Genomic DNA, 20318 nt, shown 5'->3' with positions numbered 1-20318 from the left:
TCGACCGTTACGCGAACTCGGTGACGACTTCGACACCAGTCGTCTCGTAGTCGGTCATCGCCGCCAGCCGCTCGGGCACGTCGGCGAGTGAAACCTCGCGACGGACCAGTAGCCCGGGTTCGATAGAGTCCGACTCCAGCAGGCGGAGGAGTTCGTCGTATCGTGTCGGCGGCATACCGCGGGCGCCCACGAAGTCCGCCTCCATCATCACCATGCGCTCGACCGGGAGGGACACCTCGCCGCGTTCCTCGTCGGTCGTCAGGCCGACCTGTACGTGGGTGCCGCGCCGGCGCAGGGAGAACACCGAGTTGCGGCAGGTTTCGGCTATCCCCAAGGCGTCGACGGAGACGTGGGCACCCCCGTCGGTTTCCGAGCGCACGTCGCCGGTGACCGCCCGACCGTCGCGCCCGCCGGCGTTCACGACGGCGTCGGCGCCGAGGTCAGTCGCCAGGTCGAGGGCTGCATCGTGGATGTCCACCGCGACGACGCGGGCACCCAACGCATCGGCGATGTGGACCGTCGAGAGCCCAACCCCGCCACAGCCGTGGACGGCGACCCAGTCGCCGGCACCGACCCTTCCCCGCGCGGTCAGTGCGTGAAACGCGGTCATGAACCGGCAGCCGAGCGCCGCCATGTCGCGGGCGGAGACGCCGTCGGGGAGTGCCATCGCGTTGTAGTCGGCGTGGGGAACGTGGACCTCCTCGGCGAAGGCCCCCTGAGCGTCCTGCTGGAAGCCGAGTGCGAGGCCGTCCTCGCAGACGTTGCCGTGGCCGCTCAGACACTGGGGACAGGAGCCGTCGCCGAGGTTGAACGGAACGGCGACGCGGTCACCCTCGGCGACGCGTTCGACGCGGTCACCGACGGCGACGACGCGACCGGCGGGTTCGTGTCCGAGGATCTGACCGTCGCGCACTCGGTCACCGACCCACTCGCCGTGGCCCTGCCAGGCGTGCCAGTCGCTCCGGCAGACGCCACAGGCCTCGACGGCGACGACGGCTCCGTGTGGCTCGGGGTCCGGTCGGTCGACGTCGGTGATCTCCAGCGGTTCGCCGTGTTCTCGGAGGACTGCGGCACGCATACGCGGTCCAACGCGCGGAAGTGCAAAAAGTATCCTTACATGAAATCGGAGAGCCCGGACTGACCGTCGTCGGCCGACTCCGCCGCGTCACCGTCCGCCTCCTCGCTGTCGTCCGTCGGGTCCGCATCGGCGTCGGTCCCGTCGCTCTCGGTCGACTCCGTCAGTCCGTCCTCGCCATCGGGCGCCGCGGGCCGCCCACCGCCGAAGGCCCCCGAGTGGTCCTCCATCGCCGACGCTCGAAGATCCGTCGCGTCGGCGACGATGGATTCGACCTTGTTCGTCGTCTCGCCGCTCCCCGTCACGAACGACACTTCTTCCGCGTCGAAGTCGTAGTACGCGGCCATCGCCACCGTCAGGCCGCGGGGCTTGCAGTGGTGAGTCATCGCCGCGAGAAACGGGAGCACCTCCCGGCGAGCGGTCGCCATACTGAATCCACCCGCTTCGGCCACCTTGCGGACCACCCCGTCGGCCGTCGAGTCGGAGGACGGCCAGAACTGGGGGCGAGCGAACCGCGTCCACCCACCCTTCGATCCGTCCCGGGCCGCCGCAACCCCGCCGGCGAGGGCGTCGGTCGCGTACCGCCAGTAGCCGTACTCCTGGCTGGCCCGCACCCGTCCCAGCCAGCGGTCGGCGTTCGCGAGGCTGTCGTAGGCTCGCGCGAGTTCCGCTCCCTCGTACACCTTCGGGACGTTCTCGGCGACCCACTTCGTCAGATCGTCCGGTGTCTCGTCGACGCGGTAGGCCGACTGGATCGCCTCCTCGGCCGACTCCTCTTTCAACACGGCATCGAGGAACGGGAACACACCGAGTCCCCGGTCGCGGTCGCTCGTCACCACGTCGTCGACGGTCAGGCGACGATCACCGTCGGCGGCAGCTTGGAGGTCGTTGACTGCCGAACGGAGGTCGCCGTCGTTCACCTCCGCGATCCGGTCGAGGGCGTCGGCTTCGAACTCGACGTCCTCGCGCCGGCAGATGTCGCGGAGGACCGGAACGATGGAGCGAGCGGAGACGTCGCGGAACTCGATCTCACGGCAGGCGTTGCGCAACCCTCGGCCCATGTCGTAGTAGTCGTTGGCGATCAGGACGATGGGCTGATCCGCCTCCTTCACCAGTTCGGTGATCGCACTCGCACCCCCGCGGTCGTAGTTGCCGTGGATGTTGTCCGCCTCGTCGAGGATCACCAGCTGGCGGCCACCGTCGCCGCCAGCCGACCCGGCGAGCGTCGCGTTCTTCGCCGCCCGGCCGGCGAACCGCTCGATGACGTCGGCGGTACGCTGGTCCGACGCGTTGAGTTCGACCGTCTCCCAGCCCATGTCGGACGCCAGCGCGTGGGCCGCGGAGGTCTTTCCCACGCCCGGACTTCCGTGGGCGACGACCGCCTCCCGGTGATCGTCCCACGTCCGTGCCCACTCGGCCAACGCGTCACGAGCCTTGTCGTTCCCCCGGACGGCCGACAGCGTCGATGGTCGGTACTTCTCCGTCCAGTCAACCATTGTCGAAACCCAGGCGACTGCCGGATATAGTGGTTGCGGAGCGTACCCTGACGCCGCGTCGAGTCGGGAGGGCGCCCCCACTCACCACCGCCGCGAGCCACAGTGTGGCGTGCCAACACACCCATACGCTTATCAGGGGCGACTCACAACACCCGCTGACCGCGGCCCACATCCCCCCACCCACCAACTGGCACTCCAGTTCGAACGCGACGTCGTCGCTGTTCGGGGCCGCGGTGCCGTTCTCATCCCCCGGAGCGGGGCGTCTCGAACGCCGCGTATGAGGGGTCTCGGCGCTTCGAAAGGAGCGGACACCGTCGGACGAAATCAGCCCAGCGTCCGGCGGTCGGTCACTGAGTCGAGACGGATCCTGCGCGTGACCGGCCCACTGTCGACCGCGCTGTCGCTACACGAATCAGCGTCGCGAAAAAATAAAGCCGCACCGGATGACCGCTATCGGCGGTCAGTCGTGGTTCTCGTCGTTAGTCGCGCCGGGTGGCCAGCAGCGCAGCCGCCAGCAGCGCGATGACCGCGACGATGGCGCCGAAGCCGGGACCGCCGCCCTCGGTGGGCGTCGGCGTCTCAGTCGCCGTCGCCGTCGCCGTCGGCTCAGGCGTCGACGTCTCGGTCGGCGTCGGCTCGGGCGTCGCCGTCTCGGTCGGCGTCGGTTCCGGCGTCTCCGTCGGTTCCGGCGTCGCCGTCTGGACGTTCTGGACGATCTCGACTTCGATGATGTCCGTGTTGTAGCTGTCGTCGGCTTCCAGGTCGTACGTGCCCGTCTGCACGTCCTCGAGTTCGAGGGCGACCTGGTAGGTCCCGTCGAAGGACCAGTCCTCGGTCGTCGTCAGTGCGACCGAGTCACCGTCGGTGGTCATCATTTCCACGGTGATCGAGTTGTCGTCCGGCTGGAGGTTCGTGGAACCTTCCGCGACCAGCGTGTCGTCCACGCCGACCGGGTTGACACCAGAGGCCTCCATCCCTTCGGGGTAGACCGTGTTGATCGTCGTCTGCGCGTCCGCGTAGCGGAAGCGCGTCGTGACCATCCGGTCGTCAGAAGCGACTTCCTCGGTCGTCTGGTCGAGGATCCGCGAGCGGACCTGCTGACCCGTCAGACCGGAGTTGTCGTTGTCGAGTTCCGTGACGAATTCCTGGAAGTCCGCACCGGGGTCGAAGGACCCGTCACCGAACTGGTCGTCGCGACCCGGAATCATCACGTGAGCACTGACCTCGCCCTCGGAGAGACCGCTACCGCCCGTGGCTTCCGAGACCGTGAGGTCGTCCTCGTCGAACGTGTTGTCGTCGTCGACGCTGACCGTGTGGTACGCGGTGTTCCCACGCTCACCGACGAAGACGATGGTCACCTGCTGGGCACCGAACGCGGTACCGGAGACGTTGACCTCGTTGTCCTCGGTGGCCACCTGGCCGCCGACGGTCTTGAGGTTCGCCTCAAGTTCAGTGTCGAGCACGCGCAGCGACTGCTGAGCGCTCGTGTTCGTGTTGAACTCCGAGGTCGTGATCGTCTCGATCTCGTCCTCGCCCGTACCGATCGTGCCGGGGACACCGTCGGCGTCGAGGACGCCGAGACGGTAGGTCCCGGGCTGGGAGAGTTCGTTGTTACCAGCCGCGTCACCCTGGGAGAGGACGACGTCCTCTTCGTCGAAGGTGCCGTCAGCGTCGACGGTCAGCGTGTTGCTGCCGTCGATCTGGAGAAGCTGGTAGTCGTTCTGGCGGCGGACGAAGAAGGCGACCTCGTCGATGCCTTCCGACGCCGTGCCGTTCACGTCCACTTCACTCCCGACAACGTAGGTGTTGCCGGGCGATTCGATGGAGAGGTCACCCTGCTCGACGGTCAGGGTTTCGTCGTCCGTCTCGTTGTCCTCTGCGGTCGCGTTGCTCGTCGAGAACGGAACGCCGAAGCCCTGCTCGTACAGGTAGACGTCCACGTCCGAGTCGTCGAGATACTGCGTCTCGATCTGACCGACGCCGACACCCGTGTCGTCGTCGATCGTCACGTTCGCGTACGCGTAGTCGATGTTGGCGGCGTCGTCGGCCGTGTCGGTGTTACGCTCGTCAACGTCGCCGGAGAGGTCCTCCGCGTTGCTGACAGTACCGACTGCACCGGTGTCACCAACCTGGCGGAAGACCTTCTGTGCGTTGCTGGGCGAGAAGCCGTCACGGAAGTCGTCGGCTTCGATCAGGACCGTGTGCGTGTCGCCAGCGTCCGAACCCTGGATCTCGAAGCGGACGTCCTCACCGCGCGTGACTTCGTCCGAGTCGAGGTTGAGGCTCGCGTCGTCGTCGCCGGTGACCGTAACGGTCGTGGTCTGGACGGCCTCACCGAAGTCGAGGTCGTCCGTCCCGGCGAGTTCGATCGTGTACGTGCCCGTACCCGAGTCAGCGAGGTCGAGGTCGTAGCCGACCTCGTCGTTGCTGAGCTCGTATCCGTTCTGGGTCTCCGCATCCGACGTGACGTCGTCCGAATCTTTGATCGCGTCGGAGGTGACGTCACCGGTCACGTCGAGACCGGAGTCGTCGGTGACGGTCAGTTCGAGGTCCTCGGCCTGCTCGTAGTTCCACGAGGCGACGACCGAGAGGTACCCGGAACCGCTCTCTCCGGAGACACCCTCGGCGACCGAGCCGCCGGCGATGTCCTCACCGTTCGTGTTGATCACGTCCAGCGTGGTGACACGCGGGGTCGTGACCGTCACACCGGGAGAACCGGAAGAGCCGTCGGTCGTGTAGCGACCGGTCTCCTGACTCTGCGGGATGTCGGGGAGTTCGAGGGGAACGCCCTCGGCGTCACCGGCCGTCTTCACGAGCGACTCGCCTGCGAGCGTACCGCCCAGGGAGAGACCGGACTCGCCCTGGTAGACGGTTGCGCCGTCGAAGACGTAGCCTTCACCGTTCAGGGTGTCGAAGCTACCACCGTCGGAGCCAGCACGGGTCTGGTCAACCGTGACGGTGATGTCGTTGCCGATATTGCCGGTCGGTGTGCCACCATCGAAGTTGTTGGTCCCCACAGTGGAGATTTCGATAGCTTCAGTGGTGGACTCCGTCGTAATGTCTGACCAGTCGACGGTCAGTGTCGCTTCGATAGAGACCGTTTCATCGACGGTGTTGTTGAAGTAAATCGTCGCACCGCCGTCACTGACCGATGCTTGCTGAGTCGTAACGTCCGTACCAGAGGCGTTGGTAACGGACACGTCGGACACATCGGTCACACTAGTCTGACTGGAAGTGAGGTTCAGCTGTTCCTCGTTTGAGTCAGCCGTGACGTCCTCGAGGTCGAAGGATACTGTATGCTGAGCTGTACTGACGTTAGCGACCGAATTAGGGTCTACCGAGTCGTTACTCGGATTATTGGCCGCAACAGCCGTCCCCGAAAGCGCGACGGTGCCCGCGAAAACGGAGAACACCATCAGCGCCGCGAGGATGACCGCGCGGACTTTCTCGTTATAGTCTGTCATTTTTTGTGTTGTTGTCTGCAGTGACAGTCCGGAGGCCGCTCCTCTTTCGTGCCGATTCGTGATCATGCCATCCGAATGGATAGCGCGACCACTGGTAGGGGTACGGACGTTTCTTTAGCCAACTCTGGTATATGTTTTGTGGTCCTGTCGTGTGTGTGTCAGACATCCGCAGGTTGGTCCCAAAAGTAGCGTACAGTAGTGGAATCGAACCGCCCTTACGTTCTGTAATCGATCTGACTGAAACAGTTAGCTCGATGATATTTGTTGCCGGGGCGACATTAGTTAGATATCCAACAACTCGTCGCGAGTGGCGACGGTGAATCACGCACCATTTACGTCGTGCGCGCGGACGTTACGGATATGCGACGTCGTGCGTTCCTCGCTTCGGCCGGCCTGGCGGCTCTCGCGGGCTGTTCGAACGGCGGAGAGTCCGGATCGACCGCAACACCAACGTCGACGCCGACCGGAACGGGGTCGCCGGAGTTCGAGTTCCGGACCGTGGAGGCGGCCGAGTCGACGCCGCTGAACGATCCAACCGCCTTCGCCATCGTCGTGGAGAACACCGGCACGGGGGAGGGGACGTTCACCTCGGCGCTGGAACAGAAGGTCGGCGACGGCGAGTGGCAGACGGCCGGCGAACTCGAGATTCCTCTCTCCGCGGGCGAGACGGGCGAGTGGCACAGCCCACGCTTCACGCTGCAGTATCTGGGAACGATACAGTTCCGCCTCGCCGCCGTCGACGAGACGTGGTCCATGGAGGTCGTACCGGCCGAGTACGACTTCGGCGTTCGGTACGCTACGCCGACCGGTCTCTTCGTCAACGTCCTCGGTGGCTCGTTCGAGTCGACGTACCCGACGACGGGTACCGAGACGGCGACCAACGAGTCGACGCCGACGCCGACGGCACCGGCCGACGATCAAGTTTGGGCGGTGATGCGCGTCGACGTGCGAAACCGACTTGAGGAAGCCCAGTCCACCCCGGACGCGTCCACGTTCACCCTCGACGTCGACGGGGAGGAACGACCCCTCCGTCGGGAAGTGGCGAGCGATCCCTACGAGGGTGGCTCGCTGGCGGGACGAACCGTCAGGCAGGGGGAGCTGGTGTACCCCGTGCCGTCGGATACCAACGTTCGGGACCTCCGGATGACGTGGACGCAGTCGTACGACGAGGGCGACGTGAAAGTGATCTGGACGAAGTAGTCACACTCCGGCTGTACGTGTGTCGAGATCGTCGCCACCCCGAAGTGGTGGCTATTTCCGTCGACGTACAGCTCACGGTGTCAGGGGAGGGCCGCGACGGCACAGCCGAACATCGCGACGAGTAACATCGCCATCGAGAGCGCCTCGACCAGACAGCCGGTTGGTGACAACAGGCGGAACAGGTCCGACGGGGTGAATGCGAGTTTCATTGGCCAGCTATGGACGAGTCTAAAGCCCACGAGTTTTAACCAGTTACGGTGAAAACCATCGGGTACGCCCATATATTGTCGATATTTATGAACGTATATGTCCTACTAGCGGCTTCGAACGCGAGTACTATCGAAAACCGAACGGCGACAGCGATTACGACTCCTCGGGCGGCCCGAGTTCGACGAGGACGAGGTCGAGATGTGTACTCTCAGCGACGACCGACGGATTGCGGTCGTTCACGAGGGGCACACCCTGGGTCGTCATGAGGGCGTACCTGATCTGGGAATCGGTGCGGAGGCGTTCGACCGGAACCTCACGCATCGGGCGGTCGGCGTAGAACTCGTAGCCGGAGTAGAACCACCGCGCCGCCGCGTTCGGTTGGACGTACACGCGCTCGCCCGTGGGGACGGCGTCGGCGGTAGTCTGACCGAGGCGGCGGAACTCCGTGTCCGTCGGCTCGTCGCCGTTGCCCGCTCCGTAGACCGAAGGGGCGCCGACCAGGACGCCGACGACGAGTGCGAGCACCGCGCCGGCGGTCAACACGCGGACGAAGGCGTCCACGTCGAGCGACAACCCGCCCGGAAGCGAGAGCGACGTCGGTTCGATTCCGTCCGCGGTCACCAGCCAGGCACCGACACAGAGGACAGCCACGACGGCGAGGACCGACCAGTCGGGCGGAATCGTCGGGGCGACGAGGGACCCACCGCCGTCACCCGGTCCGTACAGCCGACCGTCGGCGCCAGCGAGGGCGGCGAGGGCGGTTCCCGTGACGAGACCGACGACCGCCGCGGAACGACCAGCGGCTCGGCCCGTGACCCACCGGTCGCCGTGCTTCCCGGTCGATTCCGCGGTCGATCCGGTGGCGGTGCTCCCGTCGAGTGCCGTCGCGACGAGCCAGCCGACCGTGAGCGCCGCGGGGACGAACGTCGGGACGATGTACCACATCTTCGTGCCGAAAAACAGGAACGGGGCGAGTACGGCCACGGCCCACCAGACGAGAAATCGCGGGGATAGCCCCTCACCGCCGTGGTTCGGTGGCACACGGCGGCCCGTCACCGTCGCGACGACGGCACCGACGAGAAAGAGGAACCACCAGGGCCGAAACGCCGACTGGAAGTTCGTCAGATACGGATACTCGAACAGGGGGACGAGCGTCCGGTGGCTCGTCGGGGCGGTGTCCGCGCCGACGATGCGGTGCCAGACCGGTTCGAGAAAAATCTCCTCGACGAAGTAGTCGCCGACGGTGAGGTACGCCGCGGCCACCCACCAGCCCACGGCGACGGTCGTCACGGCGGTGGCGACGCCGACGAACCGAGGGGAGAACCGCTCGCGGTGGACGATCGGAAGGGGCAAGAGCGCGAGGAAGAACGCGCCCGCAGCGAAGCCCTTGGTCAGGAGGAGGGCGGACGCGACGCCGCCGACGAGCGTGGGGGAGACGTCGCGTCGGCCGGTCGCGTGGACCCAGACGAGGGAGACGAGGAGGGAACCGAAGAGAGTGTGGAGCGTATCCGTGGCCCCGAACCGCGCCGCGTTCGTGCCGACGATGACCGCCGGCGTGCTCAAGAACACGGCGGCGGCGACGAGTCCCGCCGCCCGTCCGCGCACTTCACGACCGACGAGGTACACGAGGACGGTCAGCCCGACTGCGGCGAGGGCCGACGGAACGCGGACGGCGAACTCCGTCGGCCCGAACACGCCGATCGAGAGCGCCTCGAGCCAGATAGCCAGCGGCGGCTTCTCGAGGAACGGGGACGCGTGGATCGTATCGAAGCCGGCGAGATGGGGGATCAGCCAGTGTCCGCCGTCGACGACGTTGCGTGCCGCGTTCGCGTAGAGTGACTCGTCCCACCACCACAGCGGCCGTTCCCCGAGTCGATAGAAGACGACGGCGGTAGCCACCGCGAGAACGGCTCCGGTCGGGCCGAACGACGCGCGATCGAGGGGAGGCAGGCGATCCACGGCCGTCTTCGCCGTCCCCGTCCAGTCCCGTGTGCCCATACGCTCACCTGATGGAGAGGAGGTTAGTATAAAGAACCCGATGGACGGCCGAACGGGAGAAGGCGCTGCGATGTCGGCGTTCGACGGTTGGGAGAAGAATGCCCGGGGTGGGCTCCGAACCCACGATCTCCGCATGTCCCAGGTACGAGGCTCGGCGGGCCTCGAGGGCGGCGGAGGCTTCCAAGGCGTATCCGCACCGAAGCTCGAATACCCTATGAGTGCGGCGCTATGTCCAGCTAAGCCACCCGGGCGCACTCACTCGTAGGGAAATCCACCCCTTGAAGCTTCCCATATCGGTCCACCCCCCGGATTTATCATCCGCGGCGGGGACACTCCGCCCATGAGTTTGCCGGAGATCGTCCAGTCCAGCCTCGACGACGAGTCCGTGGCGGCACGCGTCGGACTCGGCGGCGAGGATCTACTCCTCGTGACGCCGACGCGGACGCTCGTCTACCGGGCGGAAGGACTCCTCTCCGACGAAGCGGTCGAGGAGTTCCCCCACGATGCCGAACACGTCGGCGTCTCCGAAGGGCGACGCAAGGCCAAGATCACGCTCGACTACGGCCTCGACGGCGAGCGCTCGTTCTCGGTGCCGACGAAACAGCTCGATCAGGTGATCCACCCGGTGCTCGCGGGCGTGTTGAACGCCCGCGGCGTCACGGACCCCGGCGAGACGGTGAAACAGACCTACCGGTTCAGCGAACTCACCGTCGTGATCACGAGCGCACGGTTGGTGAGACACATCGGCGAGGCCGTCTGGGACGAGGAGTACGACGAGTACCACTTCGACGACGTGACCGACCTCGACTTCGAGGAGGGGAGCGTCGCCACCTCCGTCGTCGTCACCGTCGGCGGCAGACAGGAGCGGTTCAAGGCCCCGAACGACCAGGCGCGGGCCCTCCGCGAGGGGCTCGTCGCAGCCGTGTGTAGCTACCACGACGTCGACGACCTGGACGCGCTTCGGGCGGCCACAGCAGAAGACGACGCCGAGGCGGCCGACGGCGCGGAGGGACGCGGTACGGTGTCGTTCGGCGACGGGCCCGGGCCGCTGGATACGAGCGGCGTCGACGGCGACGTGGCCGGCACGGACGAGCGGCGAGAGGCGGCGACGGACGAGGGCGTCACGGCCGGCGCCGGAGCCGGGACCGAAGCCGAGACTGCGGCCGCGGGTGGGAGCGCCGATCCGGCCGAGGGCTTCGGCGACTCCGGTTTCGAGTCGGCTGGCGTCGTCGACGATCCGACGGTTGCCCGCGAACTCGCGGCCCTTCGGGAGGCGGTCGAGGCACAGAACGAACGGCTCGAACGCCAACGGCGGACGATCCAGCAGTTGATCGAGGAGCTCAGACAGGGCCGCTAGCTACTCGCGGCCGAGCACTTTTCGCACGCAGGAGGAGCCGAAGGGGCCGAGTTCGTCGGTCTCGAACCGGACGAAGTGGCCGGTGGAGAGGGACGCGCCACAGCGCCGGCAGTCGAAGTCGCCCTCGCGGACGACGACGTCGCTCTCGAAGCTGACGTAACTCCCCCGTCGAACCCGGATCCGGCCGTCCTCGCGTTCGAGGATGCCACGCAGTTCGGCCTCGTCGAGGACCCGCCGAACGAGCGTCGGATCGGTCGTCACCGTCTCGATGCGGTCGACGGCCGCCGGCAGCGGCAGGTCCTCGTGTTCGAGGTTGGCGAGCAAGTCGAGGGCGAGTTCGACGCGCTCGTCCGCCGGTGTCCGTTCGGTCACGACCTCCCTTCGACGTGCCTCGACAAGAACGTCTCGGCGCGCACGCGAAGGACACTTGGGGGGAGCCGACGACCGACCGGTATGGATCGTCGTGTGCGGCTGGTCGCCGGGGCGGGGCTGGTCTGCCTGGTCGCCGCGCTCGCCTGGGCGAGTTCGCCGTCGTGGGTGCTGGGTCGGCTGGCGTGGGTGGCCGCGGATCCGGTCCGCCTGACGGCCGCACTCGTCGCCGTCGCCGTCGTCCGGCCGCTGTTCGCGTGGCCGACGACGCTGCTCGCCGTCGTCGCCGGCTACGGCCTCGGCCTCGCGGGCGTTCCGCTGGCGCTCGGACTGGTCGTCCTGACGAGTCTCCCACCGTACTGGCTGGCGGGGCGAGGGACGGGTGACGGGCGGATGGCGGCCGCCGGGGAGCGACTGGTCGCCGAGACGGGCGACCTGCGGAGCGTCGTTGGCAGTCGCCTGCTCCCGCTTCCGTCGGATGTGGTCTCCGCGGGCGCGGGCGTCGCCGGCGTCTCCACGCGCGCGTTCGCGCTCGGCACCGCCGTCGGCGAGGTGCCGTGGGTGACGGCGGGCGTCGTCGCGGGCGACTCCGTGGCCACGCTCCGGACGGCGTCGCTGTCGGCGGTGATGGACCCGAGCGTCGTCGTCGGGGCGGCGGCGCTCGCCGTCCTCGCCTTCGTCGGCCCGGTCTATCGACTGCTCGCGTCGTGATCAGTCGAGAAGCGATTCGCCGGTCATCGCCGCGGGACGGTCGACGCCGATCAGTTCGAGGAGCGTCGGTGCCACGTCACACAGGGAGCCGTCGGCTCGAACCCGCCGGCCGCCGGACGGGTCGTCGCCGGGCGCGAGGTAGACGAACGGCACCGGATTGGGCGTGTGGGCGGTGTGGGGGTCGTCGGCCGTCCCCATGTCGTCGGCGTTGCCGTGGTCCGCAGTGACGAGGACGTGCCCGCCCGCGACGTGGACGGCGTCGACCAGTCGGGCCAGTTGGCGGTCCACCGCCTCGACTGCCTCGACGGCCGCCTCGAAGTCTCCCGTGTGCCCGACCATGTCGGGGTTGGCGTAGTTCAAGACGAGGACGTCCGGGTCCTCGCGCTCGATGTGGTCGATGGCGGCGTCGGTGACGGCGGCGGCGCTCATCTCCGGGCGCAGATCGCACGTCGGCACGTCTGGACTCTCGACGATCCGTCGCCGTTCGCCCTCGAATTTCACCTCGCGGCCGCCGTTGAGGAAGTAGGTGACGTGGGCGTACTTCTCGGATTCGGCGATGCGTAACTGGGTCTTGCCGGCCCGGGAGAGCGTCTCGCCCAGCGTGTCCGGCAGTTCGGTCGGCGGGAAGGCGACGGGAAAGTCGAATCGCTCGTCGTAGGCGGTCATCGTAACGAGGTGCGTCTCGGGCGGGTCGACGGGGACGGGCCACGTGGGGTCGACGTTCGTGAGCATCCGCACGAGTTGGCGGGCGCGGTCCGCCCGGAAGTTGGCGAAGACGACGGCGTCGCCGTCGCGAAGTGCCGGCGCGTCGTCGATCAGCGTCGGTTCGACGAACTCGTCGGTCTCGTCGCGGTGGTAGGCGGCCTCGACGGCGTCGACCGCTGTCGGTGCCTCGTGGTCGGCTTCCCGGTCGACGATGGCGTCGTAGGCGCGTTTCGTCCGCGTCCAGTTCTCGTCCCGATCCATCGCGTAGTAGCGGCCGATCACGGTGGCCACGTCGCCCGTGCCGTGATCGTCGACGACGGCTTCGAGGTCGGCGAGGGCGTCGGCGCCGGCCATCGGCGACGTGTCGCGCCCGTCCGTGAAGGCGTGCGTGACCGCCTCGACGTCGTTCCGGGCGGCGAACTCGAGCAGGGCGTGGAGGTGTCGCTGGTGGGAGTGGACCCCACCGGGGCTGGTCAGGCCCATCAGGTGGAGACGGCCGCCGGTCGACCGGACGTGGTCGACGGCGCCGACGAGGGCGTCGTTCGCGAAGAAGGAGCCGTCGTCGATGGCGTCGTCGATGCGAGCCAGCGGTTGGGTGACGACGCGGCCGGCGCCGATGTTGAGGTGGCCGACCTCGCTGTTGCCCATCTGCCCCTCGGGGAGACCGACACGGCGACCGGATACGTCGAGCGTGCCGGAGGAACCGGTCGCGAGGAAGTGGTCGAAGGTCGGCGTATCGGCGGCCGAAACGGCGTTTCGCCCCGGGCCGTCGAGTCCCCACCCGTCGAGGATGACCAGCGCGGCGTCCATGCCCGGAGCGAGGCCGCCGTTCGTTAATTACCTGTTGACTCCGGGGCGCAAACCCCCCGTCAGTCGAGATCCAGCGTCAGGCCGAACTCGTCGAGGTAGAACTGCTCGCCGACGCCCGCGGCCGCCAGTTCGTTGAACGCTCCCTTGACGACGTGCGGATCGAACCCGGCCTCGCGGACCTCGTCGAGGGTGACGGAGTCCGCGGTCACGTCGTCGACGTACGTCTCGCGGACGTGTGCCGTACACGCCGCCACGCGCTCGGACGCGACAGGAGGTTCGAACAGCGCCGCGTTGTCGGCGATCACGGGGTCGTGCTCGTCGTAGTACAACTCGCCAGTCTGGAGGTCGATCAGGCACAGGCTCACCTTCCGGCTGAACCGGCTCCCGCCCTCCTCCCCCTCGCCGCCGACCTGTCGGCGGGCACGTTCGGACCACCCCGTCGGCGACGCGAGACCGAGGAGGTAGTGATACCCCTCGCGTTCGGCCTCGTAGACGACGGGGTTGACAGCGTCCAGCAGGCGGTCTACGTCGGCGGGCGCGGCGTCGAAGCCGGTTCGTGCGTGTGCGTCGAGATTGTTGACGACCCGTGCCTCGACGACGAGTTCCGGGTCACGCGACAGACCGAGGTACCGCTCGTCGGTCAGTTCGTACCGCGCACACCGGTTGTGGGGGTATCGCTCCGGGGTCTCGTCTTCGGGGAGCAGGTCGAGTAGCCGGGCGTGGTCGCTCCGGCGCTCGCTCCGATCCTCCCAGTAGCCGTCGGGGATCGGGCGGGACTCCTCCGGCGTGTGGATCGTCTCCGCCTCGTGCATCGAGATGTCGAATCGGCCGAGGTAGTCCATCTCGAACAGCCGGGCCATCGGCGTCGTCACCACGTCACCGCCCGTGTCGACGTCCGGGCTGTCGGCGCCGCCGACAGCCGCTTCCAGATCGGCCTGTTTCTCGTCGAGGCGCTCGGTCGCCGCGGCCAACTGCTCGCGTTCGCGTTCCAGCCGGCGGACCTCCGCCTCTAGACGCTCGTGTTGCTCGTGGAGGGCCGATAGCTCGTCGTCGAGTAGGTCCGACGTCTCCTCACGGACGGCCTCGCGGGCGGCCGACGTCGTCTCCTCGCGGAGGGATTCGAGGGTCGAAACCTGCGCCTGCAGATCGGTCTGCATCCCCTCGACCGCCTCGATCTGTGCGGAGAGCTCCGCCGTCGCCGCCCCGCGCCGGTCGGCATACCCCTCGATCCGGGACGCGACCGTCGGGAGGCCCGAGCGAACCGCGTCGTCGTCGCCCGCGTCGGCGCTCACCGCCAGTTCGAGAAGCTCGGTCTCCAGGTCGCGAAACTCCGCGCGCACCTCGCCCTCCAGACGTTCGTAGAGGTCGTCGAGCCCGGATTCGAGTTCGGTTTGGACGCGCTCGCGTTCGGCCTCGGCGGCGCCGACGGCCCGAATCGCTTCCTCGATGGTCTCGACGGTGTGGACCAGCCCCTGATTCTCGACGTAGACGAAAAAGCCCTCGCGGATCTTCTCACGGCGCTCCTCGTAGCGCTCGATCAGGCGCTCCATCACGTCGCGCTGGACGTCGGGGTCGTCGAGCAGGTCGTCCAAGTCGTCGAGTTGGGTGGCGGTGTACTCGGTCACGAGTTCGTACACCTCACCGTCCATCCGGCGGACTCGGGTGGCGATCTGGTCCTCGGAGAGGGCGTCGAACTGCTTGTAGCGGTCGAAATCGACGACTGCCTGGAGTTCGGCGTCGACGAAGTCGCCCGCCATCGCGGCGGGAAGGTCCCCATCGGCGTAGAAACTCGCCGCCACGAGGAGTCGGGCGAGACGGAACTCGCTTCGGACCCGGTCCTCCTCGGCTCCGGTGAAGAAGTCGGGGCACTCGGCGGTGAACTCGAAGACGAACGTCTCCTCGTCGGCCTTGAGTTCGTTGTACCGTTCGATACGGGCGCGGTCGGACTGCCGCTGGAGCGCGGACAGGTCCTCGTTCAGAACGCGATTCTTCGTGTGAGTGAGATCCCGAAATCGATCTTTGCAGTTGCTCATGCGTTGATTCAGCTCCGCTGGCTCGCTGCGTAATCCCGCAGTTCTGACTCGAAAAAGTCCGCCAGAAACGACGACGCGTCCGCGTAGCCCGTGATCCGAATCGTCACCGTCGTCCCGTCGCTCCCCTCGTCGAGGTCGTACGTGGTCGTCGCCCGGCCTTTCTTCGTGTACAACTCGTACTCGTTGTGTGCCGCCGACTGCAGTACCGCCTTCTTCTTCGACAGCATGTACTCGAGGAACGTCTGGACGGCGTCCGCCTTCGCCGGCACCGTCCGCTCGACGGTCCGGGTCGTCGGCGACACCTCGGTTCGGCCCTCCTCCAGTCGGTAGGCCCGGATCCGTTCCTCGGGGACCTTCGAAACGAGCCGTTCGTACAGTCCCTCGTGGTCCACGTCGGATGCGAGGCGAACCACGCCCTCGGGCCGGGAGAGGTCACCTTCCGACCAGTTGTTGAACAGGTACTCGACGCGCTTTCGCTCGGCGTCGTCCGCGTAGTCGACGACGTACAGGTACTCCGGGCCGTCGTTCATCGGTGGGGGGCGGGAGCGACGTGTGAGTCGCCGTCGACGTGCCGTGGGGCCGGGGACGGCCTCTCAGCGGATCTGGTCACTGTCGGTCACGCTCGTTCGCATACGTCGCCCCCGAGTCATTAAAGTGTTTCTCCCCTGGGGTTTCGCATCTCAGCCTCCAGAATGGAGAAACGAATTGGCTCCTGTTGGGAGGAAATTTTAAGTCAATGGATATGGACATCCAGCCTGAACGTCGAGGGGAAACGATTCATGGCACCTGTCCACTGGCTGTCCGCCGGCGTGCTCACACTCAACACCGTCATCGGCGTCGCACTCGTACTCGGCGTCTTCATGTTCATGGAGCGTCGAATCCACCTCGGCGCGTTCGGGGGACTCTTCGCGGGGGCGACGGTCATCTACGTCGAGGCGACGATGGGCGAGCGGATGCTCCAGGTCACCGTCGGCGAGATGAAACTCCTCGTCCTAGCGGCCGCGTTCGGTGCGGTCCTTGGAGTCGTGGGGACGGTTCTGACGGTGAAACCGGAGCTGTGACGATCACGTCTGCGGGCTGATGTATCGGGCGGGGAAACTATCACGACGAGACGACGACACACGAATCATGGAAGTTCGAAACTGGGTCAAAAGCAAGTTCGGCACCGCTGATCAGACGTTGTTGAGTACCGAGGTCTACTCCGAGGACGACCTCCGGCGTGACAAGATCAAACTGGAGCGCCAGCGCAATCGCATCGAGGACGAGATCGAGGACCACCGAAGCAAGTACAAGAAACTGGTGACGGAGGCGGCCGGCGAGGACGAAATGCGAAAGCAGAATCTCGCCAAGAAAGCCAAAAACCAGAAGAAGCAGTACCAGCTCAAACAGAAAAAGTACCAGAAGACGTCGATGAAGTACGGAACGATCCTCTCCATCGAGGGGGCCCGCGAACTGCTACAGGAACAGCGGAGCAACAAGACACCGGATTTGGCCATCGACGACGTGATGGACGAGGACCTCCAGGTCGACGAGTTCGAGGCAAAGATGGAAGAGAAGATGGTCGATTTCGACATGGAAGTCGACATGATGGAGCGCATCCAGGGGAGCCTGGATTTCAACTTCACCTCCAGCGACATGTCGATGAGCACCGACGACGACGTCATGGGCGAAATCGAGGAGGTAGAGAAGGGCCAGCTCGACGAAGAGGAGATCGACATCGAGAACGGCGCTGCCGGCGTTTCGGCCAGCGTGGAAGCGTCGGTCGACATCCAGGAAGAAGAGGAGATCGACATCGAGGACGACATGAGCGAACACGGTCTCTGAGCGTCCGAGCGCGAGTATGGACGACAGCATCCAGCGAGACATTCTCCAGGATCGCTACGAGAAGTGCCGTGCGAAGGCCGATCGGCTTCGATCACAGGGGAACGCGAAGAAGGCCGCGACGTACTACGAGCAGTGTGCCGAGGCGATGGCGGATCTGGCCGACACCGAGTCGAGCGACTCGCTCGCGGAGAAGCGCCGCGACCTGGCGCGGAATCTGGCGACGGTGGCCGAACAACTCCGCCAGTCGGAGTCGGTCGAGGAGGCAGGTCCGGTGGCCGGGGAGCGTGGGGGCGAGGCGAGCGACGAGCGTTCACGCGACACGGACGACTCCGCGAGCGACGGGACCGACGGCGGATCGGCCGCGGCGGAGACGGTCGAAGACGCCTGCGAGTATCTGGAGTCGCCGCCGGCTCTCGACTTCGATGACGTGGGGGGGATGCACGAACTCAAACGGACGCTTCGGGACAAGGTGATCGACCCACTAGAGCGATCGGACCTGTACGAGAAGTACGACCTCGGTGTGGTCAACGGAATCATGCTCTACGGCCCGCCGGGGACCGGAAAGACGTACATCACGCGGGCGCTCGCGGGCAAACTCGGCTACAACTTCATCGACGTCGAGCCCACCGACATCACCAGTTCACTGGTGGGGGAGGCGGCGGACAACGTCTCCGAACTCTACGACGTCGCTCGGGACAATCAACCCTGTCTGATCTTCCTCGACGAAGTGGACGCGCTGATGCCATCCCGCAGCGGCGGGTCACAGAAGACACAGAGCGAGCGCCAGATGGTCAACCAGTTTCTCACGGAGCTGACCGAGACCCGCGGGGAGGACGTCATCACGGTGACGGCGACCAACATCCCCGACGAGGTAGACGGCGCAGCGACGAGTCGGTTTCAGGAGCGTATCGAGGTGCCGCCACCGGACTCGGCGGCGCGCGAGGCGATTCTCCGCGTCCACCTCCGGGACCGACCGGCACTCCCCGACGAGATCGACTGGGAACGAATCCGGCGCCTGAGCGAGGGATACTCGGGGCGTGACCTGGAAGTCGTCGCCAACGACGCCGCGCTCGCGGCGCTACAGGAGGCGGTCGAAGCCGACGAGATACAGCACGTTCGCCAGGAGCACATCGAGGACGCGCTCGCGGAGACCGATCCGAGCCTCGACCATTGGAACGGCTAGGCTAGGTCACCGTCACCCCGTAGATTGCGGCCGATTAGTGGGCTATCCTGGCCCCGACCGGGGAAGATAACTAGCTTTTCTGATACGATAGTCGGTAGACTTTTTACCGGTAGTCAGACACGGAACACCCACATGACAACTCGCCGGTGGGACAACTGGTGGTCGAACTACTACATCGCACTGGGCATCCTCTCGGTCGTCGCGGCGGGCTACCTCGGGTGGATGTTGAGTCGGCAACCCGTCGGGGTGGGAATCGGCGGGTCGATAGGACTGGTCGTCGGCATCTACGGGGTCGCCGGCTTGCTGAACGTCGGGATCGGACTCTGGATCCGTCGGGGGAGTGCCTACGCGTGGTACGTGGGAATGGGGCTGCTCGTCCTGTCGGTCGTCGGATCGGTGGCGTCCGGCGCGGGACAGGGAGTCGGGGGCGTCGCAGTGTCGGGGGTTGGACTCGCTCTCGGCTATCTGGCGCGGGACCGAATGCTCGAATCCAAGAGCGTGACGACCGAGACGGGTCGTACGTCGCACTCGGCCACCCCCGAAGGAGGGGCGCGGACCGACCGACAGGAGGGAGCCACTCGGCAACGGCAGGGCGAACGACGAGCGGACTCCGACCGGGAGCGGAACGAGCGACCGCGGCAGGCGCCCGGCACCGCCGCGGCCGACGCGGGAACGACGCCGTCGAACACGGCGGACAGCGAGTCGCGTTCGGGTGCGGAGGAAACGCCGGTGGTCGGTGCCGCCGGAACCGGGGGCGACGGGCGGCCGTCGACGGGACGTTCCGAAGGGGAAGGCGCGTCGAGTTCGACGAGCGACGACGACACGAAGTTCTGTCCCTACTGCGGTGAGGAGATTCCGGAGAAGGCGAGCCACTGCCCGTACTGTTCGTCGTCGATCAGGTAACTCGGCGCCGGTACCGGCTCGGACGGCTCGTTCCGAGTCAGGTCCGGCCGTCGCCGCCCCGTGGTCGGGAATCGGTCACACCAATCCGTCTCAAAGGTCGGCGCCGCAGCTGATGCAAGTGTTCCAGTCCGCCTCGACTTCCTCCCCACAGCTCGTACAATACCGGGTACCACCCTCGGACTGGTCCGGGGACTCCGACCCGTTCCCGGGGTGACCACTCTGTCGCCGCCGTCCCTCCGGAGCGTGCTGATCGACCGAGTGGGAGCCGCCACCCGAGGCACGTGTTCCGGGCGACTGCTGGGCGTCCGGAGGCGAGTGGCCCCCCTGCGGCGACCGTTCGGTGTGTGGCTGGGCGCCACCCCGTGGCTGGGCACCGGTTCCCGGGTGCTGGTCGCCTGGATTCGCACCGGTCGCGTCGCCCGAGCGACCCTCGGCGGCGGCGGTGATATCCGAGCGGTTGACGACGCTGTCTTCGACCTGGGTGCGCTGGTCCTTGACGGTCTTGCTCCGGTCGACGTGGGTCGTACTCTGATCGATGGTGTCGACGCTGGTGGTACTTCGGTCGACGTGTGTCTGCTGGTGCTTGCGGTCGACCACGTCCCCCTGTACGTTCGTCACCTGATCCGGCCCCTTCTCGACTTCCTTTTTCGTTTCGAGGTACTCCTTCCCGGCCTTGGCGACGGTGTCCTTCGCCGCCTTGCGCTTTTTCTTCGCGATGATGGTGTAATCGTACAGGCCGAGCAACACGACGACGACGAAGGCAAATCCCGTCGCGGCGAACGCCGAACTACTGAGGTTGCCGACGGCAGTCGCCAGGCCCACGAGGAGGAGTATGATCGCCCCGATACGCAGGAAACCACTGAAGTTCGAGAGGTTCTCCGGAGCGTCGATGTCCGGATGATCTCCGGCGACGGCCGCGCCGTACAGTACGACAGAGAGTGTCTGTGCAACGACCATACTGACAGCCTGCGAATCGATCG

General features: G+C 66.5%; 17 protein-coding genes and 1 tRNA gene. 7 read left to right on the top strand and 11 right to left on the bottom strand.

Going from position 1 to position 20318, the window contains the following annotated elements; translation table 11 throughout:
• Window positions 1-7: 7 nt before the first annotated feature.
• The 3 genes from V8686_RS06935 to csg all read right to left on the bottom strand — a co-directional run bounded on the left by V8686_RS06935 (window position 8) and on the right by csg (window position 6035).
• The gene (locus V8686_RS06935; RefSeq protein WP_379703237.1) at window positions 8-1078 is read right to left on the bottom strand and encodes a zinc-dependent alcohol dehydrogenase family protein; all 1071 of its coding nucleotides are present in this window, start codon (window positions 1076-1078) and stop codon (window positions 8-10) included.
• A gap of 35 nt (window positions 1079-1113) precedes the next feature.
• Window positions 1114-2571, bottom strand: coding sequence for a replication factor C large subunit (locus tag V8686_RS06930; RefSeq protein WP_379703236.1), 1458 nt, complete (start codon window positions 2569-2571; stop codon window positions 1114-1116).
• 479 nt (window positions 2572-3050) lie between these two features.
• Window positions 3051-6035, bottom strand: a complete 2985-nt coding sequence (gene csg / locus V8686_RS06925) for an HVO_2072 family ArtA-dependent S-layer glycoprotein (RefSeq protein WP_379703235.1) — start codon at window positions 6033-6035, stop codon at window positions 3051-3053.
• A gap of 360 nt (window positions 6036-6395) precedes the next feature.
• Between csg and V8686_RS06920 the strand changes: the two genes are divergently transcribed.
• Window positions 6396-7235, top strand: a complete 840-nt coding sequence (locus V8686_RS06920; protein ID WP_379703234.1) for a hypothetical protein — start codon at window positions 6396-6398, stop codon at window positions 7233-7235.
• Between the two features lie 80 nt (window positions 7236-7315).
• Here V8686_RS06920 and V8686_RS06915 read toward each other — a convergent pair whose 3' ends face one another.
• The 3 genes from V8686_RS06915 to V8686_RS06905 form a co-directional block, all read right to left on the bottom strand.
• Window positions 7316-7444, bottom strand: a complete 129-nt coding sequence (locus V8686_RS06915; RefSeq protein WP_379703232.1) for a hypothetical protein — start codon at window positions 7442-7444, stop codon at window positions 7316-7318.
• Between the two features lie 154 nt (window positions 7445-7598).
• Window positions 7599-9443: an ArnT family glycosyltransferase gene (locus V8686_RS06910; RefSeq protein WP_379703231.1), complete on the bottom strand. Its 1845-nt coding sequence runs from the start codon at window positions 9441-9443 to the stop codon at window positions 7599-7601.
• A 99-nt stretch (window positions 9444-9542) separates the two neighbouring features.
• Window positions 9543-9694 (bottom strand) — tRNA-Met (locus V8686_RS06905).
• An 89-nt stretch (window positions 9695-9783) separates the two neighbouring features.
• On the opposite strand from V8686_RS06905, the gene V8686_RS06900 reads away from it, so the two are divergent.
• Window positions 9784-10800: a DUF7115 domain-containing protein gene (locus V8686_RS06900; protein WP_379703230.1), complete on the top strand. Its 1017-nt coding sequence runs from the start codon at window positions 9784-9786 to the stop codon at window positions 10798-10800.
• On the opposite strand, the gene V8686_RS06895 is transcribed toward V8686_RS06900, so the two are convergent.
• Complete coding sequence (locus V8686_RS06895) at window positions 10801-11172, bottom strand: DUF5830 family protein (RefSeq protein WP_379703229.1); 372 nt, start codon at window positions 11170-11172, stop codon at window positions 10801-10803. It lies immediately after the preceding gene.
• 81 nt (window positions 11173-11253) lie between these two features.
• Between V8686_RS06895 and V8686_RS06890 the strand changes: the two genes are divergently transcribed.
• Window positions 11254-11880 (top strand): VTT domain-containing protein, encoded by a 627-nt coding sequence (locus tag V8686_RS06890; RefSeq protein WP_379703228.1) that lies wholly within the window; start codon window positions 11254-11256, stop codon window positions 11878-11880.
• Here V8686_RS06890 and gpmI read toward each other — a convergent pair whose 3' ends face one another.
• The 3 genes from gpmI to V8686_RS06875 are packed head-to-tail and all read right to left on the bottom strand — an operon-like array spanning window position 11881 to window position 15958.
• The gene (gene gpmI / locus V8686_RS06885) at window positions 11881-13395 is read right to left on the bottom strand and encodes a 2,3-bisphosphoglycerate-independent phosphoglycerate mutase (protein ID WP_379703227.1); all 1515 of its coding nucleotides are present in this window, start codon (window positions 13393-13395) and stop codon (window positions 11881-11883) included.
• A gap of 59 nt (window positions 13396-13454) precedes the next feature.
• Window positions 13455-15428 (bottom strand): hypothetical protein, encoded by a 1974-nt coding sequence (locus V8686_RS06880; RefSeq protein WP_379703226.1) that lies wholly within the window; start codon window positions 15426-15428, stop codon window positions 13455-13457.
• An 8-nt stretch (window positions 15429-15436) separates the two neighbouring features.
• Window positions 15437-15958 (bottom strand): hypothetical protein, encoded by a 522-nt coding sequence (locus V8686_RS06875; protein WP_379703225.1) that lies wholly within the window; start codon window positions 15956-15958, stop codon window positions 15437-15439.
• Between the two features lie 249 nt (window positions 15959-16207).
• Here V8686_RS06875 and V8686_RS06870 point away from each other — a divergent pair, with 249 nt between their 5' ends.
• The 4 genes from V8686_RS06870 (at window position 16208) to V8686_RS06855 (ending at window position 19338) form a co-directional block, all read left to right on the top strand.
• Window positions 16208-16489 carry a hypothetical protein gene (locus V8686_RS06870; protein ID WP_379703224.1) on the top strand — a complete coding sequence of 94 codons (282 nt, stop codon included), beginning with the start codon at window positions 16208-16210 and terminating at the stop codon, window positions 16487-16489.
• A 67-nt stretch (window positions 16490-16556) separates the two neighbouring features.
• Window positions 16557-17252, top strand: coding sequence for a hypothetical protein (locus V8686_RS06865; protein ID WP_379703223.1), 696 nt, complete (start codon window positions 16557-16559; stop codon window positions 17250-17252).
• A 16-nt stretch (window positions 17253-17268) separates the two neighbouring features.
• Window positions 17269-18435, top strand: a complete 1167-nt coding sequence (locus tag V8686_RS06860; RefSeq protein ID WP_379703222.1) for an ATP-binding protein — start codon at window positions 17269-17271, stop codon at window positions 18433-18435.
• Window positions 18436-18567: 132 nt separating this feature from the next.
• The gene (locus tag V8686_RS06855; protein ID WP_379703221.1) at window positions 18568-19338 is read left to right on the top strand and encodes a hypothetical protein; all 771 of its coding nucleotides are present in this window, start codon (window positions 18568-18570) and stop codon (window positions 19336-19338) included.
• 90 nt (window positions 19339-19428) lie between these two features.
• On the opposite strand, the gene V8686_RS06850 is transcribed toward V8686_RS06855, so the two are convergent.
• Complete coding sequence (locus V8686_RS06850) at window positions 19429-20295, bottom strand: zinc-ribbon domain-containing protein (RefSeq protein ID WP_379703220.1); 867 nt, start codon at window positions 20293-20295, stop codon at window positions 19429-19431.
• Between the last annotated feature and the right edge of the window lie 23 nt (window positions 20296-20318).

The organism is Haloplanus litoreus (assembly GCF_045690335.1).
In the GTDB taxonomy this organism is placed as follows: domain Archaea; phylum Halobacteriota; class Halobacteria; order Halobacteriales; family Haloferacaceae; genus Haloplanus; species Haloplanus litoreus.
This window is presented reverse-complemented; position numbering and strand designations above follow the sequence as displayed.